The sequence below is a fragment of the Streptomyces sp. NRRL S-378 genome (genome assembly GCF_000720645.1).
Taxonomy (GTDB): domain Bacteria; phylum Actinomycetota; class Actinomycetes; order Streptomycetales; family Streptomycetaceae; genus Streptomyces.
In genome coordinates, this window is record NZ_JOBX01000096.1 from 1 (window position 1) to 17,817 (window position 17,817).

Sequence of the window (17,817 nt, forward strand, 5' to 3'; positions counted from 1 at the left end):
GGTCCACAGCCCCCGCCCGCCGGTCGTCGGCGGGTGGGGGCCTTCGGTGTGTCCGGGGGTCAGTTCGGGGGCGTCGTGGGCGTGTTCCTGCGCCATTCCTCGCCGATCGAGCGGAGGAGGGCCGGGTAGACGCCCAGGTGGCGGAAGGGCTTGATGGCCAGCATGTAGGCCGCGCCCAGGAGGCCGTTGGGTTTCACCAGGACCGCCATCTGGCCGCGGTGGCCGCCGTTGCCGTCCGGAACCCAGCCGATGTGCATCACCCCGTGCATGGTCCTGTTCGCCGTCTCCGCCGCCCACTCGTCGTGCGTCTGGTAGACGGAGGTGAAGGGGACGGCGACGGGGTCCGGCCCGCGCTCCCCCTCACGCAGGTCCGCCGGCAGCCGGTCGCGGAGCGTCGGCACCCGGGAGCGGAGGCCGCCCTCGGGATCGTCCCAGCCGAGCAGGGCGCCGAGCTTCCACCGGAGCGCGAAGAGCGCCCGTCCCACGCGGGAGGGGACGGGGTCCCCCGCGCCCTCCGCGAACTGGCGCACCAGTCGCGGGAGGTCGTCGGGGCCGCCCGGTGTCGGGAGCGCCCACACGTCCTCGATCCGGAAGTCCGGCGCGATCTCGTGGATCCGCCAGGGGCGGGAGGTGTGCGCGGTGCTGGGGAGTCTCATGAGCAAGCCCCTATCTATACGATGCCGTATAGATCGAGGCTAGCACCCTTCTATACGGCACCGTATAGAAGGGTGGGGTGTACGAGGAGTTCGAGGAGGGGCACGGCATGGGTGCGACCCGCACGCCGCGCGGCAAGTGGATCGAGGAGGGGCTGCGGGCGCTGGCCGCCGGCGGCCCCGAGGCCGTCCGGGTCGAGGTGCTGGCACAGGCGCTCGGCGTCAGCAAGGGAGGCTTCTACGGGTACTTCGGCAGCCGCGGCGCCCTGCTCACGGAAATGCTCGACACCTGGGAGCGCGAGGTCACCGAGGCGGTGATCGAGCTGGTCGAGAGCGGCGGGGGAGACGCCAGGGCCCGGCTGGACCGGCTGTTCACGATCGTCGCCTCCTACGAGGAGGGGCCGGTGGTCGGTGTCGACGCCGACCTGGCGATCCGCGACTGGGCCCGGCGCGACGAGGCCGTCGCCGAGCGGCTGCGCCGTGCCGACAGTCGGCGCATGGAGTACCTGCGCTCGCTGTTCCGCGCCTTCTGCGCCGACGAGGACGACGTCGAGGTCCGTGCCCTGATCACCTTCTCGCTGCGCATCGGCTCCCACTTCATCGCCGCCGACCACGGCGGCCGAAGCCGCGCGGAGGTCATGGCGCTGACCCGGAAGTGGCTCCTGCGGTAGGCGGACCGGACGCCCGCCAGGCGGGCCCCGCCTCATCCGCGGCTGTCCGCCCGCCGCGCCCGCCGTAACCCTGGCGTGCGCTGCGCCCCTGGTGTCCGCCGGGCCCGCCGTACTCGCTGCGCCCCCCTGTTCACCGCACCCCGCACCTGATCGATTCGAACGTGTTCAGAATCGGGGGCGCGGAAACGCCGGCCTGCGGTTCCGCCGGGCGTACGCGCGAAGGCCCCCCGTCGGCGGGATGTCCGCGGGCAGGGGGCCTCTTCGCGTGGCCGACCGGGTGGGCCCGGTCAGCCCCCGCACTGGCAGGGGGCACCGGACTGGCAGCCGCAGCCGCAGCCGGAGCCGCAGCCGCAGGCCGCGAGCAGCGGGAGCCGCAGCGGCTCGGGCTTCGGCGGCTGCTCCTGCTCCGGGGTGATGGGGACGGGGGAATCGGGCATGGTTCCTCCTCGGCGGGGCGGTGCCCCGCGGCATACGGGACTCGTACGACTGACCGCCCTCGCCCTCATTCATGCCCAGCTCCACCGGCGCGTCAACGGCGCACGGGAGCTTGAAGCGGCCCGGTGCCGTCGCACGGCGTCGTGCGGTGTCAGGCGCCCTCGATCTGCGTCGGCTGCTGGAGCTCGTCCGCGTGCTCGCCCGTCACCAGGTAGACCACGCGCTTGGCCACCGACACCGCGTGGTCCGCGAAGCGCTCGTAGTAGCGGCCGAGCAGCGTCACGTCCACCGCCGTCTCGATGCCGTGCTTCCAGCGGTCGTCCATCAGGTGCTGGAACAGCGTCCGGTGCAGCTGGTCCATCTCGTCGTCGTCCTGCTCCAGCTGGAGCGCCAGGTCCACGTCCTTCGTGATGATGACCTCGGCCGCCTTCGCCATCAGGCGCTGCGCCAGCTGACCCATCTCCAGGATCGTGGCGTGCAGGTCCCGCGGGACGGCGCGGTCCGGGAAGCGCAGCCGGGCGAGCTTCGCCACGTGCTGGGCCAGGTCGCCGCTGCGCTCCAGGTCGGCGCTCATCCGCAGCGAGGTCACGACGATCCGCAGGTCGGTGGCGACGGGCTGCTGGCGGGCCAGCAGCGCGATGGCGCGGGCCTCCAGGTCGTGCTGGAGGTCGTCGACCTTCTGGTCGGCGGCGATGACGCTCTCGGCGAGCTTCAGGTCGGCATCGAGCATGGACGTCGTGGCCCGCCCGATCGCGGAACCGACGAGCCGGGCCATCTCGACCAGGCCTTCTCCGATCGAGTCCAGTTCCTCGTGGTACGCGTCGCGCATGTCTCGTGTCCCTCTCTCGACCTACTACTGCGGTGATGCCCGGGGCGGGCCGGGGGGCGGCCTGCTGCCCCACGTTGACACGGTGAGCCGCAAACGCGTCCGACTCCGGCACCACAAGTGAATCAACCCCGTCGCCAGGGTGAACTCTGGGCGACGACTGTTCGAGGTGCCACCCGAACGGCTGTGGAAGTGTCGTCGCGCCTGCTTAACCTGGATCCATGGACGTGAACGCGGCGGTCGCCGCAGCTGCAGCGATCGCCGGTCTGTGCACCGGCGTCATCGCGATGCTGGCGTTCCGCTGGAGCGAGCGCGACCACGCCCGCCCCACCCGGAGCTCCATGCGCCCCGACATCAACGCGGTGCTGCCGCCCGGCGTGGACACCGTCCTGTCCGTGCTCCGCTCCTCCGCCGTGGTCCTCGACGAGGGCGACGCCGTCGTCAAGGCCTCGTCCGCCGCCTACGCCCTCGGCCTCGTACGCGGCGGCAAGCTGGCGGTGGAACCCATGCTCCACATGGCCCGCGACACCCGCCGGGACGGGGAGATACGCCAGGTCGAGCTGGACCTGCCCCGCCGCGGAACCGGCCGGGGCGAGGCCCTCGCGGTCTCGGCACGCGTCGCCCCGCTCGGCTCCCGCCTCGTGCTGCTCCTGGTCGAGGACCTCACCGAGGCACGCCGCATCGAGGCCGTGCGCCGTGACTTCGTCGCCAACGTGTCGCACGAGCTGAAGACCCCGGTCGGGGCGATCTCCCTGCTGTCCGAGGCCGTCATGGACGCCGCGGACGACCCCGAGGCGGTCAGCCGCTTCGCCGGCCGCATGCAGATCGAGTCGACCCGGCTGATCAACCTCGTGCAGGAGCTCATCGACCTCTCCCGGGTGCAGAACGACGACCCGCTGGAGGACGCCGAGCCCGTCCGCGTGGACACGCTGGTCGCCGAGGCCATCGACCGCTGCCGTCACACGGCGTCCTCGAAGCAGATCACCATGGCCGCGGGCGGCACCGCCGACCTGCGCGTCTGGGGCAACCGCGGGCAGCTCGCCGCCGCCCTCGGGAACCTGGTCGAGAACGCCGTCAACTACAGCCCCGCCCGTACCCGCGTCGGCATAGCCGGCCGCCGGATCACGGCACCCGGGGGGGACCTGATCGAGATCGCCGTGACCGACCAGGGCATCGGCATCCCCGAGAAGGACCGCGAGCGCATCTTCGAGCGCTTCTACCGCGTGGACCCGGCCCGCTCCCGCGCCACGGGAGGGACCGGCCTCGGCCTCGCGATCGTGAAGCACGTGGCGGCCTCGCACGGCGGGGAGGTGTCGGTGTGGAGTTCGGAGGGCCAGGGCTCCACCTTCACCCTGCGACTGCCCGAAGCGGCCGCATCGGCCACGCCGGCCGCCGACGCCCGCACCCACCCGACCCCAGCCTGAACCAGAACCGCTCCAGCCATCCCTGCCCCGGAGGTCCTTCCGTGACCCGAGTGCTCGTCGTCGAGGATGAGGAATCCTTCAGCGACGCCCTGTCCTACATGCTCCGCAAGGAGGGCTTCGAGGTCGCCATCGCGGCGACCGGCCCCGACGGGCTCGACGAGTTCGAGCGCAACGGCGCCGACCTCGTGCTCCTCGACCTGATGCTCCCCGGCCTGCCCGGAACGGAGGTCTGCCGGCAGCTGCGCGGCCGTTCCAACGTCCCCGTGATCATGGTGACCGCGAAGGACAGCGAGATCGACAAGGTCGTCGGGCTGGAGATAGGAGCCGACGACTACGTCACCAAGCCCTTCTCCTCGCGGGAGCTGGTCGCCCGCATCCGCGCGGTCCTGCGCCGCCGCGGCGAGCCGGAGGAGGTCACCCCGGCGGCCCTGGAGGCGGGCCCCGTAAGGATGGACGTCGACCGCCACGTGGTGACCGTCGCCGGCGGCAAGGTGGACCTCCCGCTGAAGGAGTTCGACCTGCTGGAGATGCTGCTGCGCAACGCGGGCCGCGTCCTGACCCGCATGCAGCTGATCGACCGGGTCTGGGGCGCGGACTACGTCGGCGACACCAAGACCCTCGACGTCCACGTCAAGCGCCTGCGCGCCAAGATCGAGCCGGACCCGGGCGCGCCGCGCTACCTGGTGACGGTCCGGGGCCTGGGCTACAAGTTCGAGCCGTAGTCCCGGGCCGGGCGTGTCCGCGGGAGAGCCGTAGTCCCGGGCCGGGCGTGTCCGCGGGAGAGCCGTAGGTCGGCCGGCGTCGTGAGCCGGGCATGGAGAGGGCCCCCGTCCGCCGGTGCGGACGGGGGCCCTCTCCCATGTGTACGTGTACGGCGCTACGCCGCGACCGGCCTCAGTGGCCCGCGGCGTGCGAGGCCGAGCCCGACGGCGAACCGGCGGGCGAGCCCGAGGCGGAGCCGGACGGGGTGGCGCCGGCGGCGCCCGACGGGGAGCCCGAGGGAGAGCCGGACGGGGAGCCCGACGGCGTGCCCGAGGGGCTGCCGGACGGGGTGGCGACCGGGGCCGCGGACGGGCCGAAGCCCGCGTACATGCCGGCGGCCGGGACGACGAAGGCCTGGAGCTCGACGCCGCCGGTGCTGCTCAGCTGGAAGACGACCTTCTGCACGTCGCCGTTCTTGGCGGCCTCGGAGCCGTTCTCGATCACGGCGGAGGCGTTGCCCGTGCCGCCCAGCACCACGGAGCCGCCGGCCGGGACGGTGATCTTGCCGGCGCCGCCGGCCGGCTTCAGCGCGACCTTGCCCTTGCCATCCGCAAGGGTGATGCCGTCAAGCGTCTGTGCCTTGGTGCCGTTGTTGAAGACGGTCGCCGAGACGACGGCCGGGCCCTTCTTGTCCTTCTCGCCCTGGGTGATCACCAGAGCGTTCTGGATCTCGATGTCGCCCTTGGTGACGGAGGCGTTGTCCGGCTTGATCTGGAGGGTCTGCGCGTCGTTGCCCGCACCGCATGCGGCCAGCGAGGCGATCGAGAACACGACGGCAGTGGCGGCGAGGGCGCCGCGTCGAAGGCTGCGGCTCACGGCGGCGGCAACTCCTTGGACGAACGGAACGGAAGGTGGGCTCTCCCGGCAACCGCTGGGAGGTACCCCCGGAGCGGCCGAGGTAAAGCCGCTCTAAGGGTGTGTCAGCGCGCTTAGGTTACCGAGCCGCCGCCCCGCCCCCGCACCCGACCCTCCGCAGGGCGGCCGCCGCCCTGCGGGCGGTCCGCGATCTTGCATTCCGCCCGGGGTCCGCCTCGGCGTTCCCCTCGCCGATCATGTGGCGCTCGCATATCGTGCGAGCGGCCCCCGTTGATCAATTCCGGGATTCCCTCGAACGCCGCTCGGTGATCAATTCAGGATTGGGCCGGAACCGCTCCCGTACGCGCGCTCGCCCACCGAACGGAGCAGTTCGGTTTCGCGACTCTCAACCCGGCAAAACGGGACGTACGTCACACTGATGGGGGTGTGGGGGAGGTGTAGCGTGGCCCTTTCGCCTGGTCCGCGCACTACCCCCGACCTGCGAATACCCCCTTCCGGAACCCTTCCGCAGCACGTTCCTGTCGCTGTTGTCAAGCCCCGAGATGTGCCCTGACCTGCGAAAACGCCATTCATAACAGTCAGTTCTCGTGTTACCCTGGATAGCCACGGAAGGGGTACCTGTCACATGACGTTCAAGGTTGGCGACACCGTGGTCTATCCCCATCACGGGGCCGCGCTGATCGAGGCCATTGAGACTCGCCAGATCAAAGGCGTGGACAAGACCTACTTGGTGCTCAAGGTCGCCCAGGGCGACCTGACGGTTCGTGTGCCTGCGGACAATGCGGAGTTCGTCGGCGTTCGCGACGTAGTCGGCCAGGACGGGCTGGACCGGGTCTTCGAGGTGCTTCGTGCACCGTATGCCGAAGAGCCGACGAACTGGTCCCGGCGCTACAAGGCAAATCTGGAGAAGCTCGCTTCTGGCGATGTCATCAAGGTCGCCGAAGTGGTGCGTGACCTGTGGCGTCGTGAGCGCGAGCGCGGGCTCTCCGCGGGCGAGAAGCGCATGCTCGCGAAGGCGCGCCAGATCCTGGTCAGCGAGCTCGCGCTCGCTGAGAACACGAACGAGGACAAGGCCGAGGCCCTCCTCGACGAGGTGCTCGCGTCCTGACGCGAGGCCCCGTGCACGGTGTGCACAGCTTGCCGCGGTGCCCGATGACAAGGTTTCTCCTCCCGGAGAGACCTGTTGCCGGGCGCTGCGGCATGTCTGTATCCGTACCTCTTGCCCCATACCCCTTGCCGTACTCGTACTGCTGCGTGCCCAGCCCTGCCCGTAGCCGTAGCCGTACGTCTCACTGGCGTGCCGGATCCGGGCTGCCTGCTCGACCGGTCGTCACGGAAGGGACGAGGGCGTCGCACCCGGCACCCTTCAGGCCATACCCATGTCGGCCGAAGTCACAAACCTGGCTCGGAAACCTGGCTCGGAGCTACTGATGTCTGACGTAACGCGCCCCCGCCGCACCGCCGCGGTGATCCCGGCCGCCGGCCGCGGGGTACGCCTCGGGCCCGGCGCCCCCAAGGCCCTGCGGGCCCTCGGCGGTACCCCCATGCTCGTCCACGCCGTCCGCGCGATGGCCCGCTCCCGCGCGGTGTCCGTCGTGGTCGTCGTCGCCCCGGCCGCCGAAGCGGCCGAGGTGCGCCTCCTGCTGGGCGAGCACGCGCTGCCCGAGCGGACCGAAGTCCTGGTCGTCCCCGGCGGGGACACCCGCCAGGAGTCCGTACGGGCCGGTCTGGACGCCCTCCCGCAGGACGTCACCTCCGTACTGATCCATGACGCGGCCCGCCCGCTCGTCCCCGTGGACACCGTCGACGCCGTCGTCGAGGCGGTACGCGACGGTGCCCGCGCCGTGGTGCCCGCGCTCCCGCTGGCCGACACCGTCAAGGAGGTCGAGCCCGGCAGGCCGGGCGAGCCCGAGCCGGTCGTCGCCACGCCCGAACGGGCCCGGCTGCGCGCCGTGCAGACCCCCCAGGGCTTCGACCTCGCCACCCTCCTGGAGGCCCACGCCGCGATCGCCGTCGCCGGCGAGGGTGCCACCGACGACGCCGGCATGGTGGAGCGCCTCGGCGTTCCCGTCGTGGTGATCCCGGGACACGAAGAGGCCTTCAAGGTCACCCGACCGCTCGACCTGGTCCTCGCAGAGGCCGTACTCGCCCGCAGGAGGGCCACCGATGGGTTCTAGCACCGACGCACCCGACACCCCCGGCGCAGCCGCCGCACCCCTGATCCCGCTCGTCGGGATCGGCACCGACGTGCACGCCTTCGAGACCGGCCGCGAACTGTGGTGCGCCGGCCTGCTATGGGAGGGGGAGGACGGCCTGGCCGGCCACTCCGACGGCGACGTCGCCGCCCACGCCGCCTGCGACGCCCTCTTCTCGGCCGCCGGAGTCGGCGACCTCGGCGCGCACTTCGGCACCTCCCGCCCCGAGTGGTCCGGCGCCGCCGGGGTCACCCTGCTGGCGGAGGCCGCCCGGATCGTGCGCGCGGAGGGCTTCGAGATCGGCAACATCGCCATCCAGGTGATCGGTGTACGCCCGAAGATCGGCAAGCGGCGCGAAGAGGCACAGAAGGCGCTCGCCGCCGCAGCGGGCGCCCCCGTCTCCGTGTCGGGCACCACCACCGACGGACTGGGCCTGACCGGCCGGGCCGAGGGGCTCGCCGCGATCGCCACCGCCCTCGTGTACCGGACGAACCGGGCCTGAACGCCCCCGGGCACGGCACATCTTCGGCAACAAAGCGGCCCCGCGGCCCCAAAGGTCGCGGGGCACTGCTACAGGCGCACTACCCTGGATGCCGTGACTATTCGCCTGTACGACACCAGCGCCCGGCAGATCCGCGACTTCACCCCGCTCGTTCCGGGCTGCGTCTCGATCTACCTCTGTGGCGCCACCGTGCAGGCGGCCCCCCACATCGGGCACATCCGGTCGGGTCTCAACTTCGACATGATGCGCCGCTGGTTCGCGTACCGCGGCTACGACGTCACCTTCATCCGCAACGTCACCGACATCGACGACAAGATCATCACCAAGTCGGCCGAGCAGGGCCGCCCCTGGTGGGCCATCGGTTACGACAACGAGCAGGCCTTCAACAACGGGTACGACGCCCTCGGCTGCCTGCGGCCCACCTACGAGCCGCGCGCCACGGGCCACGTCCCCGAGATGATCGAGATGATGCGCGGGCTGATCGAGCGCGGCCACGCCTACGAGGCCGACGGCAACGTCTACTTCGACGTGCGCTCCTTCCCCGGCTACCTCGGCCTGTCCAACCAGGAGCTCGACAACCTGCTCCAGCCCTCCGGCGAGGGCGAGACGGGCAAGCGGGACCCCCGCGACTTCGCCATGTGGAAGTCCGTCAAGCCGGGCGAGCCCTCCTGGGAGACCCCGTGGGGCCGCGGCCGTCCGGGCTGGCACCTCGAATGCTCCGCCATGGCGCACAAGTACCTCGGCGAGGCGTTCGACATCCACGGCGGCGGGCTCGACCTGATCTTCCCGCACCACGAGAACGAGATCGCCCAGGCCAAGGCCTTCGGCGACGAGTTCGCGAACTACTGGGTCCACAACGCCTGGGTCACCATGGCCGGCGAGAAGATGTCCAAGTCCCTCGGGAACTCGGTCCTCGTCTCCGAGATGGTCAAGCAGTGGCGTCCGATCGTCCTGCGCTACTACCTCGGCACCCCGCACTACCGGTCGATGATCGAGTACAGCGAGGAGGCGCTGCGCGAGGCCGATGCGGCCTTCGCCCGCATCGAGGGCTTCGTCCAGCGCGTCGTGGAGAAGGCCGGCGGCCCCGTCGAGCCCGCGAAGGAGGTCCCGCCCGCCTTCGCGGAGGCCATGGACGACGACCTCGGCGTCCCGCAGGCCCTCGCGATCGTCCACACCACCGTCCGCCAGGGCAACAGCGCGCTCGCCGCCGACGACAAGGACGCTGCCATCGCGCGCCTGGCGGAGGTGCGGGCCATGCTGGGCGTCCTCGGTCTCGACCCGCTCGACCCGCACTGGGCCGGCGACGGCGACCGGGGCGAGGACCTCCACGGCGCCGTGGACACCCTCGTACGCCTCGTCCTGGACCAGCGCGAATCCGCCCGGGCCCGCAAGGACTGGGCGACCGCCGACGCCATCCGCGACCAGCTCCAGCAGTCCGGTCTGGTCATCGAGGACAGCCCCACGGGTCCGCGCTGGACGCTCGGCGCCCGCTGAGCCCCCGGCACCCGGAGCAGTCCGACTGTGCCGCCCGGCCTTCCGGGCGGCACACTCTTCATACGTACATATCGCAGCACCAACGAAAACAGGTAGAGGTCATGGCCGGGAACAGCCAGCGCAGGAACCGCCGTACGTCCAACAAGAAGGGCGCGACGGTCGGCAGCGGTGGCCAGCGGCGCAGGGGCCTGGAGGGCAAGGGCCCCACGCCCAAGGCCGAGGACCGCAAGGGCCACAAGGCCTTCCGGGTCTCCAACGCCATGGCCCGCCAGGCCGCCAAGCGCCGTCCCGCCCCCCGCCGCGGCGGCCCCAAGGGCGCCAGCGAGATGGTCGTCGGCCGCAACCCCGTCTTCGAGGCACTGCGCGACGGCGTCCCCGCCACCACCCTGTACGTCCAGCAGTTCATCGACAACGACGAGCGTGTCCGCGAGGCGCTCCAGCTCGCCGGCGAGCGCGGCAACATCAACCTGATGGAGGCCCCGCGCCCCGAGCTCGACCGCATGACCAACGGGCTCAACCACCAGGGCCTGGTCCTCCAGGTCCCGCCGTACGAGTACGCGCACCCCGAGGACCTCACCGACGCCGCCTACGACAACGGCGAGGACCCGCTGATCGTCGCCCTCGACGGCGTCACCGACCCGCGCAACCTCGGCGCGATCGTCCGCTCCGTCTCCGCCTTCGGCGGCCACGGCGTGGTCATCCCCGAGCGCCGCGCCGCCGGTATGACCGCCGGAGCCTGGAAGACCTCCGCCGGCACCGCCGCCCGCACCCCGGTCTCCCGCGTCACCAACCTCACCCGCGCCCTGCAGGAGTACAAGAAGGCGGGCATCGCCGTCGTCGGCCTGGCCGCCGAGGGCACGCACGAGGTGCAGGACCTGGAGGCGCTCGGCGGACCGGTCGTCATCGTCGTCGGCTCCGAGGGCAAGGGCCTCGGCCGCCTCGTCGGCGAGAACTGCGACTACCTCGTCCGCATCCCGATGCCGGGCGGGGCCGAGTCCCTCAACGCCGGCGTCGCCGCGGGCGTCGTGCTGTACGAGGCGGCCCGCCGCCGCGCCGCCCAGCCGCGCACCTGATCGCTTGATCCACTTGGCTCACGGAAAGTGACACGTGAGCGTGTCACCCCGCCCGTTTCGGGCGGGGTGGCTTGATCTTGACGGGTCTCGGACAGATCCCTGATGTCAAGGCAGTGTCCTAAACACTGATCACTCGGTTAGATGAGTGTGGACACCAGAACGTCAGGGTTCGACGACCAGCCCGCGCTGAGCATGGTCAAGGTGCCGTGCGACCCCGCACAGGTCATCGTCAACCACGCCAGCTTCCGCGTGCGGCTCGCACCGAGCCCGAGCGCGCGTCCCAAGCCCGCGAAGGCCCCCGGCCGCGCGCCCGTCCTGGGCGGTGCCGTGGTGGCGGCCGCCGGGGCCACCCGCCGCCGTGCCCCTGTGGTCTGGAGCGGAAAGTCCGACACCGGCGACGCCGCCGCGGCCATGGGCGGACTGCTCCAGGCCGTACGCGGCCACGACGAGCACGACGGCGGGGCCACCCAGGTCATCCCGCGCGTGGACCTGGCCCACGACCTCGCCGAGGACACCCTGGCCACGCCGACCGTCATCGGTCAGCGCAGCTACGGGGACCCCGCCGAGACGCGCCCCCTGGCCGCCGTACGGGACCTCCCGTACGAGCAGCCGCGCGGCCCCGGGGCCGGTCCCGGGCCGGAGTCCCGGCGCCCGCAGGCCGACAACCGCGGACAGGCCTCCTACTACCCCGGCCGCCGGATGAACCTCGGCGTCGTGCTGCTCCCGCTGCGCGTCTTCCTCGGTTTCATCTCCATCTACGCCGGCATGGGCAAGCTGTGCGACCCCGTCTACTTCGACGGCGGCGAACGCGGCTCCATGGTCACCTGGCTGCACACCCTGACCCCGTGGGCGCTGGCCGAGCCGCTGCGCGACTTCGCGCTCGCCCACCCGGTGGGCGCGGGGCTCAGCGTGGCATTCCTCCAGGTCATCGTGGGCGTGCTGACCGTCTTCGGCCTGTGGCAGCGGTTCGCCGCCTGCTTCGGGGCGCTGCTGTCCGCCGCGCTGCTGATGACGGTGAGCTGGAAGACCGTCCCGGCCTACGACGCGCCCGACATCATCTACCTCGCCGCCTGGAGCCCGCTGATCATCGCGGGCGCGCCGGTCTACTCCCTCGACGGACGCCTCGCCGGCGAGGCCTGGCGCACCCTCGGGCCGCGCTCGGAGATCTGGCGGCTGCGCCGGCGCGTGCTGCGGCGCGGGGCCGTCATGGCGACCGTCGTGTGCGGGCTCACCCTGCTCGTCGGCTCGCTCCTCGGCGGAGCCGTCCGCTCCACCACCGTCGTCACCGTCCCCGGTCCCGGCCAGGCTCCCAGCAACTACCTCCCGGGCCGCCCGCTGCCGCAGGCTCCCGCGAAGCAGCAGCCCGCACAGCAGCAGCCGACCCGGTCGGCGTCGCCGACGCCCTCCGCGTCCGAGCCCTCCGCCAAGTCCGGCAGGACCGCGTCGGGCTCGCCCTCCCGGGGGACGGCGGGCACCGGTTCCGAGTCGCCCGCCGCGACCCGGGGCACGACGACCGGCAAGCAGCAGACCCCGCGCAGCACCCCCCGGCAGTCCACGGCGCCGAAGTCGCCGTCCTCCTCGTCGGGCAGCAGCACGCGCGGGGGCGGCAGCACCGCGACCAAGCAGCCCGGCCTGATCGGCGGACTCATCGGCTGAGCCCTCCGCCAGGGGCCGGCCCGCAGGGGCCCGGTACGCGCGAGCGTGCCGGGCCCCTGCGGTGCGTACGGCTGCGCCGTGCTTCGTGCGGTTCGGCCGGCGGGCGTCGTGCGGTGCTGTGCGGGCGCGGGTGCGGGGTCGGCGTGCGGGCGGCTGCGTACGGCCACGCGGGCAGCGTACGGATTCGGTGGGGGGCGGCTGCGCCGGGCGGCGTACGGTCGGTGCCGGGGCCCGGGGTGGCGTACGGGTCGGGCGGGGCCGCGCGGGGCGGGAACCGACGGATCGATACCGGGGGCGTGCGGGGGCTCAGGGGGCCGTCTGGGCCGCCAACTCCCGTGCGGCCTCGGTGAGGTCCTTGGCCGTGTCGATCGCCCGCCAGTAGGCGCCCTGGGGCAGCGGGAAGCCCGCCAGCCGACGCTCCCTGGCCAGCCGCGGGAAGGTGGTGCGCTCGTGGTCCCCCAAGTCCGGGAGCAGCGCCGCGAATTCGGGCCCGAAGACGTACACCCCGGCGTTCACCGGATACGGCGACAGCGGAGCCTCGATGAAGTCCAGGACGTGCCCGAACTCGTTGGTCTCCACCACCCCCCACGGGATCCGCGGGCGGGCCAGCGCGAGCGTCGCGACCGCCCCGCGCTCGGCGTGGAAGGCCGCCATCTCGCGCAGCGAGAACCGGGTCCAGACGTCGCCGTTGGTCGCGTACCAGGCCCCGCCCGGGTCCGGGAGGTGCCGTGCGGCGTACTTCAGGCCGCCGCCGCGCCCCAGCGGCTCCTCCTCGACCACCGTGGTCACGCGCAGCGGCAACGGGGCGTCGGCCAGCCACTCCTGGAGCACCCCGGCCAGGTGCCCGCACGAGACGACCGCGTCGGTGACCCCTTCGGCCGCCAGCCAGGCCAGCTGGTGCCCGATGATCGGCAGCCCGGTCCCCGGGATCTCGACCATCGGCTTGGGGCGGTCGTCGGTGTACGGACGCAGCCGCGACCCCTGGCCGCCCGCCAGGACGACGGCCTGGGTGGGGGCGGCGGGGAACGCGGCTGCGGAAGGGGCGGATCGGTGGTCGTCGGTCATGGCGACCAGCGTAGGGACGAGGCGCGGGTCAGCCCATGGAGGCGACGCCCGTGGCGTACGAGGTGTCGCAGACGGGGCGGGCGAACGACTGGGCCTTCGTGGGACCGTACGCCTCGACGGCGGCGCGGCCGAGCGCCCGGGCGATCCCCGCGCAGTGCTCGGCGAGCGACGGCCGGCGGTTCACCTCCCGCTGGAGGTGGGTCAGGACGTCGTCCGGCTGCCGACCCTGCTGCAGCTCGCCGACGAGCTGCGAGCGCAGCACCTCGTGGGCGGCGCGCGGCTTCGCGGGCGTGGAGACGCCCTCGGCGGACGCGGTGACGAGCTGGGAGGAGGAAGTGTCCGCCCAGGGGACCATGGTGACCGCGAGGGTCCCGGACAGGACCAGGACGACGGGCAGGACCAGGGCGAGGGAACGGCCGATTCGGCGGGCAGTGTGGGTCACGAGGGCGAGAGTAGCGCTCGGTGAGGATTTGGCGACATTTAGTCACTCTGTCGGGGGATGGTTCGACGTGGTTTTTCGAATACCGGGTTGACGGCCCCGCCCGAATGGCCCGGTCTGCCGGGGTTCCTGTGGGATGTCCCGCGACAACGGACGGCGGAGGGGCGCCCCTTGGCGAGACGCCCCTCCAACCTCCGTGCCGGTACGACTAGTCGGACAGTCGCTGCCCGGACGAGGTCGAGAAGACGTGGATCTCGTCGGCCCGCGGCACGACGTGCAGGCTGGAGCCCTTCTCCGGGACCTGGCGGCCGCCCACGCGGACCACGAGGTCCTGCGAGCCCTCGGCGGCCGAGGTGGATCCGTAGACGTAGCCGTCGGCGCCGAGCTCCTCGACGACGTTCACCGTGATGGTCAGACCGCCGCTCTCGGCGACGTCGAAGTGCTCCGGGCGGACGCCGACCGTGACGGTGCGGTCGCCCGCGTCGGCCGCGGCGGACAGCGCGGCGCGCGACACCGGTACGACGCTGTCGCCGAACTTCACGCCGCCGTCGGTGATCGGGACCTCGACCAGGTTCATGGCCGGGGAGCCGATGAAGCCGGCGACGAAGAGGTTCGCGGGGCGGTCGTACATGTTGCGCGGGGTGTCGACCTGCTGGAGCAGACCGTCCTTGAGCACCGCCACCCGGTCGCCCATGGTCATGGCCTCGACCTGGTCGTGCGTGACGTAGACGGTGGTGATGCCGAGGTCGCGCTGCAGCGCCGCGATCTGCGTACGCGTCGACACGCGGAGCTTGGCGTCCAGGTTCGACAGCGGCTCGTCCATCAGGAACACCTGCGGCTTGCGCACGATCGCACGGCCCATGGCGACGCGCTGGCGCTGGCCGCCGGAGAGAGCCTTGGGCTTGCGGTCCAGGTACTGGGTGAGGTCGAGCATCTTCGCCGCGTCCTCCACCTTCTTGCGGATGGTGGCCTTGTCCTCGCCGGCGATCTTGAGCGCGAAGCCCATGTTGTCGGCGACGGTCATGTGCGGGTAGAGCGCGTAGTTCTGGAACACCATCGCGATGTCCCGGTCCTTGGGCGGCAGGTGGGTGACGTCGCGGTCACCGATGCGGATGGCGCCGCCGTTGACGTCCTCCAGGCCGGCGAGCATGCGCAGCGAGGTGGACTTGCCGCAGCCGGAGGGGCCGACGAGGACGAGGAACTCGCCGTCCTCGATCTCCAGCTCCAGCTGGTCGACGGCGGGCTTGTCGCCGCCCGGGTACAGACGGGTCGCCTTGTCGAAAGTGACAGAAGCCATGGTGATGAATCCCTTCTACCGGCAGGAACGTGCCGGACGATCCGAGTGGAAGGTCTAGTCCAGAAATCGGACTCCGCCCGACGGTACCTTCCGGAACGCCTCCTGTCAGTACCGCGGGCCTGTGGGGTTGTCGGTGCGACCTGCTTCGATGCGTCGGCGCCTACGCGCGCGGCTTCGCCCACGAGTCCGGGATGAGCCCGTGGTGCGGCGAGGACGTCGAGGTCTGGCCGGGGCTGGTGGACGCGGTGCCCGAAGCCTTCCGGCCGTATGTGAGGGAGCCCGCGTTCTGCGACGACGACGGCGACGGCCCCGTGCCGCGGGTCACCGTGGTGTTCTGGCGGGAGACGGCGGACGAGGCGTGGCGCACGGGACCGGTGCAGGTCCCCGACGGCTACGGCGACGGCGCCCGGGACCTCTTCGAGGTGCTCGCGGCGGGCACCCCGGAGGCCTACCGCGACTTCGCCGAGGAATACCACGAGCGGCCCGTGGACCTGGACGCGATCCGCCACGTCTTCGCCCTGCGCCCCCTCACGGACGACGTGGTCAAGACCCTGAACCCGGAAGCGGACCCCACCGCCGCGGCGACAGCGGCGGCGGCGACGGGATACCCGGTGGAGGGCTGAGGAATGTGATGGCCGGGGGATTCGCGTGCTGTGTAGAGTGATGGCGGCTTCGCTCGCAGTACACGGCGGGTGGGTCGTGCCTCCTTAGCTCAGTCCGGCCAGAGCAACGCACTTGTAATGCGTAGGTCGTCGGTTCGAATCCGACAGGGGGCTCCAGCGGCGGAAGGCCCCGGACGTGTCATCGTCCGGGGCCTTCCGGCGTTCTTGGGGCCGGCTGGTCAGTGGCGGCCCGCGATGCGGTCGGCCAGGCGGGCCAAGGGGGTCGTCGTCGGGGTGTGGCTGGCCGCCTCCCGGCGGTCCGCCTCGCGGTAGGCGGCGTAGAGGGCCTGCACACCGAGCCAGCGGAAGGGCTCCGGCTCCCAGCGGCGGACGCGGTGGTTCACCCACGGCAGGGCGGTCAGCTCCGTGGACTCGCCGAGGACCAGGTCGCGCAGGGTGCGGCCGGCGAGGTTGGCGGTGGCGACGCCCGAGCCGACGTAGCCGCCCGCCCAGCCCATGCCCGTGGTGCGGTCCAGGGTGACGGTGGCGCACCAGTCGCGCGGGACGCCGAGGACGCCCGACCAGGCGTGGGTGATCTCCGTACCCGTGAGGACCGGGAAGAAGGAGAAGAGGAGGTCGCGGAGGGAGCCGACGGTGGCCGGCTGGGTGCGGCCGTCATTGTCGGTGCGCGAGCCGAAGCGGTACGGGACCCCGCGTCCGCCGATCGCGATCCGGTCGTCGGCGGTGCGCTGCGCGTACATGTACGCGTGCGCCATGTCGCCCAGGACCTCCCGGCCCGACCAGCCCAGCCGCGCCCAGGTCTCGGGGGACAGCGGGGCGGTCGCGATCATCGAGGAGTTCATCGGGAGCCACGACCGCTTCTGGCCCTTGAGGGCGGCGGTGAAGCCTTCCGTGCAGCGCAGGACGTGCGGGGCGCGGAGCGTGCCGTAGGGGGTGACGGCCTTCCCCGCGGAGATCTCCGTGACCGGGGTGGATTCGTGGATGACCACGCCGAGGCGTTCGCAGGCCGCGGCCAGGCCCCGGACCAGCTTGAGGGGGTGGATGCGGGCGCCGTGCGGGCTCCAGCTGGAGCCGACGGCGTCGGCGATGTCGATGCGCGCGCGGGTGGCGGTGGCGTCGTGGAGCTCGCGGTCGCCCTCGCCGAAGGCGAGCTCGGCGGCGTGGAAGGCCTTGAGGCGGCCGAGCTGGGCGGGGGTGCGGGCGACCTCGAGGACGCCGCCGCGCTGGATGTCGGCGTCGATGCCCTCCTTGGCGGCGACGTCGATGACCTCGGTGACGGTCTCGTTCATGGCCTGCTGGAGGCGCGCGGCGGCGGGCCGGCCGTGGAGGGCGGCGTAGCGGTCGCGGCCGGCGATGCCGTTGTAGAGCCAGCCGCCGTTGCGGCCGGAGGCGCCGTAGCCGCAGAACTTCTGCTCCAGGACGGTGACGCGCAGGTCGGGGGCGGCCTGCTTCAGGTAGTAGGCGGTCCACAGGCCGGTGTATCCGCCGCCGACGATGACGACGTCGGCGGTGGCGTGGGCGGTGAGGGGCGGCCGGGGTGGGGTGACGGCCGGGGTGCCGGGGTCGGTTGCGTACCAGAAGGAAATACCGCCGTTGATCGTCATGGGGGATTTGCTACACCCTTTCCCTCACGGGGTGCCAGGGACGGGGTGTCGCGTGGCGGGGCGGTAGGAGTGGCCTCCCGCCGGTTGCCCTGCGGGCGGCTCGGCGGTCGGGCCCTGGCTCCGGCCGGGCGTGGTGCCTTGCAGGCGGCTCGGCGGTCCGGCTTTGGCTCTGCCCGGGCGGGGTCGCCTGCGGGCGGCTCGGTGGCTCGGCTTGGGCTCTGTCCGGGCGTGGTCGGTCTGAGTCGGGGAGCGGCTTGCCCTGCGGGCGGCTCGGTGGTGGGG

The 17,817-nt window shown here is 72.3% G+C and carries 18 protein-coding genes and 1 tRNA gene; 11 read left to right on the forward strand and 8 right to left on the reverse strand.

The window, feature by feature from the left end; all coding sequences use genetic code 11:
* Positions 1-59: 59 nt before the first annotated feature.
* Positions 60-656, reverse strand: a complete 597-nt coding sequence (locus IH80_RS0136090; RefSeq protein WP_030966055.1) for a DUF2867 domain-containing protein — start codon at positions 654-656, stop codon at positions 60-62.
* Positions 657-763: 107 nt separating this feature from the next.
* On the opposite strand from IH80_RS0136090, the gene IH80_RS0136095 reads away from it, so the two are divergent.
* On the forward strand, positions 764-1,324 hold the full coding sequence (locus IH80_RS0136095) for a TetR/AcrR family transcriptional regulator (protein WP_030966056.1): 561 nt from the start codon (positions 764-766) through the stop codon (positions 1,322-1,324).
* Between the two features lie 287 nt (positions 1,325-1,611).
* Here the strand turns inward: IH80_RS0136095 and IH80_RS45540 are convergent, their stop codons facing one another.
* On the reverse strand, positions 1,612-1,761 hold the full coding sequence (locus IH80_RS45540) for a hypothetical protein (RefSeq protein ID WP_167350612.1): 150 nt from the start codon (positions 1,759-1,761) through the stop codon (positions 1,612-1,614).
* Between the two features lie 149 nt (positions 1,762-1,910).
* Positions 1,911-2,588, reverse strand: a complete 678-nt coding sequence (gene phoU, locus IH80_RS0136105; RefSeq protein ID WP_030966057.1) for a phosphate signaling complex protein PhoU — start codon at positions 2,586-2,588, stop codon at positions 1,911-1,913.
* 218 nt (positions 2,589-2,806) lie between these two features.
* On the opposite strand from phoU, the gene IH80_RS0136110 reads away from it, so the two are divergent.
* Together IH80_RS0136110 and IH80_RS0136115 are read left to right on the forward strand one after the other, a co-directional pair.
* Positions 2,807-4,009: a sensor histidine kinase gene (locus tag IH80_RS0136110; RefSeq protein ID WP_051810303.1), complete on the forward strand. Its 1,203-nt coding sequence runs from the start codon at positions 2,807-2,809 to the stop codon at positions 4,007-4,009.
* A gap of 41 nt (positions 4,010-4,050) precedes the next feature.
* Complete coding sequence (locus tag IH80_RS0136115) at positions 4,051-4,731, forward strand: response regulator transcription factor (protein ID WP_030387286.1); 681 nt, start codon at positions 4,051-4,053, stop codon at positions 4,729-4,731.
* Positions 4,732-4,903: 172 nt separating this feature from the next.
* Here IH80_RS0136115 and IH80_RS0136120 read toward each other — a convergent pair whose 3' ends face one another.
* Positions 4,904-5,587 carry a hypothetical protein gene (locus IH80_RS0136120; protein ID WP_030966060.1) on the reverse strand — a complete coding sequence of 228 codons (684 nt, stop codon included), beginning with the start codon at positions 5,585-5,587 and terminating at the stop codon, positions 4,904-4,906.
* Positions 5,588-6,212: 625 nt separating this feature from the next.
* On the opposite strand from IH80_RS0136120, the gene IH80_RS0136125 reads away from it, so the two are divergent.
* The 6 genes from IH80_RS0136125 (at position 6,213) to IH80_RS0136150 (ending at position 12,507) form a co-directional block, all read left to right on the forward strand.
* Positions 6,213-6,695, forward strand: coding sequence for a CarD family transcriptional regulator (locus IH80_RS0136125; protein ID WP_003953493.1), 483 nt, complete (start codon positions 6,213-6,215; stop codon positions 6,693-6,695).
* Positions 6,696-7,017: 322 nt separating this feature from the next.
* Positions 7,018-7,764 (forward strand): 2-C-methyl-D-erythritol 4-phosphate cytidylyltransferase, encoded by a 747-nt coding sequence (ispD, locus tag IH80_RS0136130; protein WP_030966061.1) that lies wholly within the window; start codon positions 7,018-7,020, stop codon positions 7,762-7,764.
* Entirely contained in the window at positions 7,754-8,284 is a 531-nt protein-coding gene (ispF, locus tag IH80_RS0136135) for a 2-C-methyl-D-erythritol 2,4-cyclodiphosphate synthase (protein WP_030966062.1), read from the forward strand. Before ispD ends, ispF begins: the two co-directional genes overlap by 11 nt.
* Positions 8,285-8,377: 93 nt before the next feature.
* Complete coding sequence (cysS, locus tag IH80_RS0136140; RefSeq protein ID WP_030966063.1) at positions 8,378-9,778, forward strand: cysteine--tRNA ligase; 1,401 nt, start codon at positions 8,378-8,380, stop codon at positions 9,776-9,778.
* Positions 9,779-9,879: 101 nt separating this feature from the next.
* Positions 9,880-10,851, forward strand: coding sequence for a 23S rRNA (guanosine(2251)-2'-O)-methyltransferase RlmB (gene rlmB, locus IH80_RS0136145; RefSeq protein ID WP_030966064.1), 972 nt, complete (start codon positions 9,880-9,882; stop codon positions 10,849-10,851).
* Positions 10,852-10,992: 141 nt separating this feature from the next.
* Entirely contained in the window at positions 10,993-12,507 is a 1,515-nt protein-coding gene (locus IH80_RS0136150; RefSeq protein WP_030966065.1) for a DoxX family protein, read from the forward strand.
* Between the two features lie 306 nt (positions 12,508-12,813).
* Here the strand turns inward: IH80_RS0136150 and IH80_RS0136155 are convergent, their stop codons facing one another.
* From IH80_RS0136155 to IH80_RS0136165, 3 genes are all read right to left on the reverse strand, one after another.
* Entirely contained in the window at positions 12,814-13,572 is a 759-nt protein-coding gene (locus tag IH80_RS0136155) for a nucleotidyltransferase family protein (protein ID WP_030966067.1), read from the reverse strand.
* 28 nt (positions 13,573-13,600) lie between these two features.
* Positions 13,601-14,014, reverse strand: coding sequence for a hypothetical protein (locus IH80_RS0136160; protein WP_030966068.1), 414 nt, complete (start codon positions 14,012-14,014; stop codon positions 13,601-13,603).
* A 205-nt stretch (positions 14,015-14,219) separates the two neighbouring features.
* Positions 14,220-15,308: an ABC transporter ATP-binding protein gene (locus IH80_RS0136165; RefSeq protein WP_030966069.1), complete on the reverse strand. Its 1,089-nt coding sequence runs from the start codon at positions 15,306-15,308 to the stop codon at positions 14,220-14,222.
* Positions 15,309-15,499: 191 nt separating this feature from the next.
* Here IH80_RS0136165 and IH80_RS0136170 point away from each other — a divergent pair, with 191 nt between their 5' ends.
* Together IH80_RS0136170 and IH80_RS0136175 are read left to right on the forward strand one after the other, a co-directional pair.
* On the forward strand, positions 15,500-15,931 hold the full coding sequence (locus tag IH80_RS0136170; protein WP_051810304.1) for a hypothetical protein: 432 nt from the start codon (positions 15,500-15,502) through the stop codon (positions 15,929-15,931).
* Between the two features lie 78 nt (positions 15,932-16,009).
* Positions 16,010-16,087: transfer RNA gene (locus tag IH80_RS0136175), tRNA-Thr, on the forward strand.
* Positions 16,088-16,149: 62 nt separating this feature from the next.
* Here the strand turns inward: IH80_RS0136175 and IH80_RS0136180 are convergent.
* On the reverse strand, positions 16,150-17,535 hold the full coding sequence (locus tag IH80_RS0136180) for an NAD(P)/FAD-dependent oxidoreductase (protein WP_030966072.1): 1,386 nt from the start codon (positions 17,533-17,535) through the stop codon (positions 16,150-16,152).
* Between the last annotated feature and the right edge of the window lie 282 nt (positions 17,536-17,817).

Excerpts from the sequence above, each read along its gene's own strand:
- IH80_RS0136090 (WP_030966055.1), bottom strand. The coding sequence starts at position 656 with ATGAGACTCCCCAGCACCGCGCACACCTCCCGCCCCTGGCGGATCCAC.
- IH80_RS0136170 (WP_051810304.1), top strand. The coding sequence starts at position 15,500 with ATGAGCCCGTGGTGCGGCGAGGACGTCGAGGTCTGGCCGGGGCTGGTG.
- IH80_RS0136095 (WP_030966056.1), top strand. The coding sequence starts at position 764 with ATGGGTGCGACCCGCACGCCGCGCGGCAAGTGGATCGAGGAGGGGCTG.
- IH80_RS0136155 (WP_030966067.1), bottom strand. The coding sequence starts at position 13,572 with ATGACCGACGACCACCGATCCGCCCCTTCCGCAGCCGCGTTCCCCGCC.
- ispF (WP_030966062.1), top strand. The coding sequence starts at position 7,754 with ATGGGTTCTAGCACCGACGCACCCGACACCCCCGGCGCAGCCGCCGCA.
- IH80_RS0136165 (WP_030966069.1), bottom strand. The coding sequence starts at position 15,308 with ATGGCTTCTGTCACTTTCGACAAGGCGACCCGTCTGTACCCGGGCGGC.
- IH80_RS45540 (WP_167350612.1), bottom strand. The coding sequence starts at position 1,761 with ATGCCCGATTCCCCCGTCCCCATCACCCCGGAGCAGGAGCAGCCGCCG.
- IH80_RS0136150 (WP_030966065.1), top strand. The coding sequence starts at position 10,993 with ATGAGTGTGGACACCAGAACGTCAGGGTTCGACGACCAGCCCGCGCTG.
- rlmB (WP_030966064.1), top strand. The coding sequence starts at position 9,880 with ATGGCCGGGAACAGCCAGCGCAGGAACCGCCGTACGTCCAACAAGAAG.
- IH80_RS0136110 (WP_051810303.1), top strand. The coding sequence starts at position 2,807 with ATGGACGTGAACGCGGCGGTCGCCGCAGCTGCAGCGATCGCCGGTCTG.
- IH80_RS0136125 (WP_003953493.1), top strand. The coding sequence starts at position 6,213 with ATGACGTTCAAGGTTGGCGACACCGTGGTCTATCCCCATCACGGGGCC.
- phoU (WP_030966057.1), bottom strand. The coding sequence starts at position 2,588 with ATGCGCGACGCGTACCACGAGGAACTGGACTCGATCGGAGAAGGCCTG.
- ispD (WP_030966061.1), top strand. The coding sequence starts at position 7,018 with ATGTCTGACGTAACGCGCCCCCGCCGCACCGCCGCGGTGATCCCGGCC.
- IH80_RS0136180 (WP_030966072.1), bottom strand. The coding sequence starts at position 17,535 with ATGACGATCAACGGCGGTATTTCCTTCTGGTACGCAACCGACCCCGGC.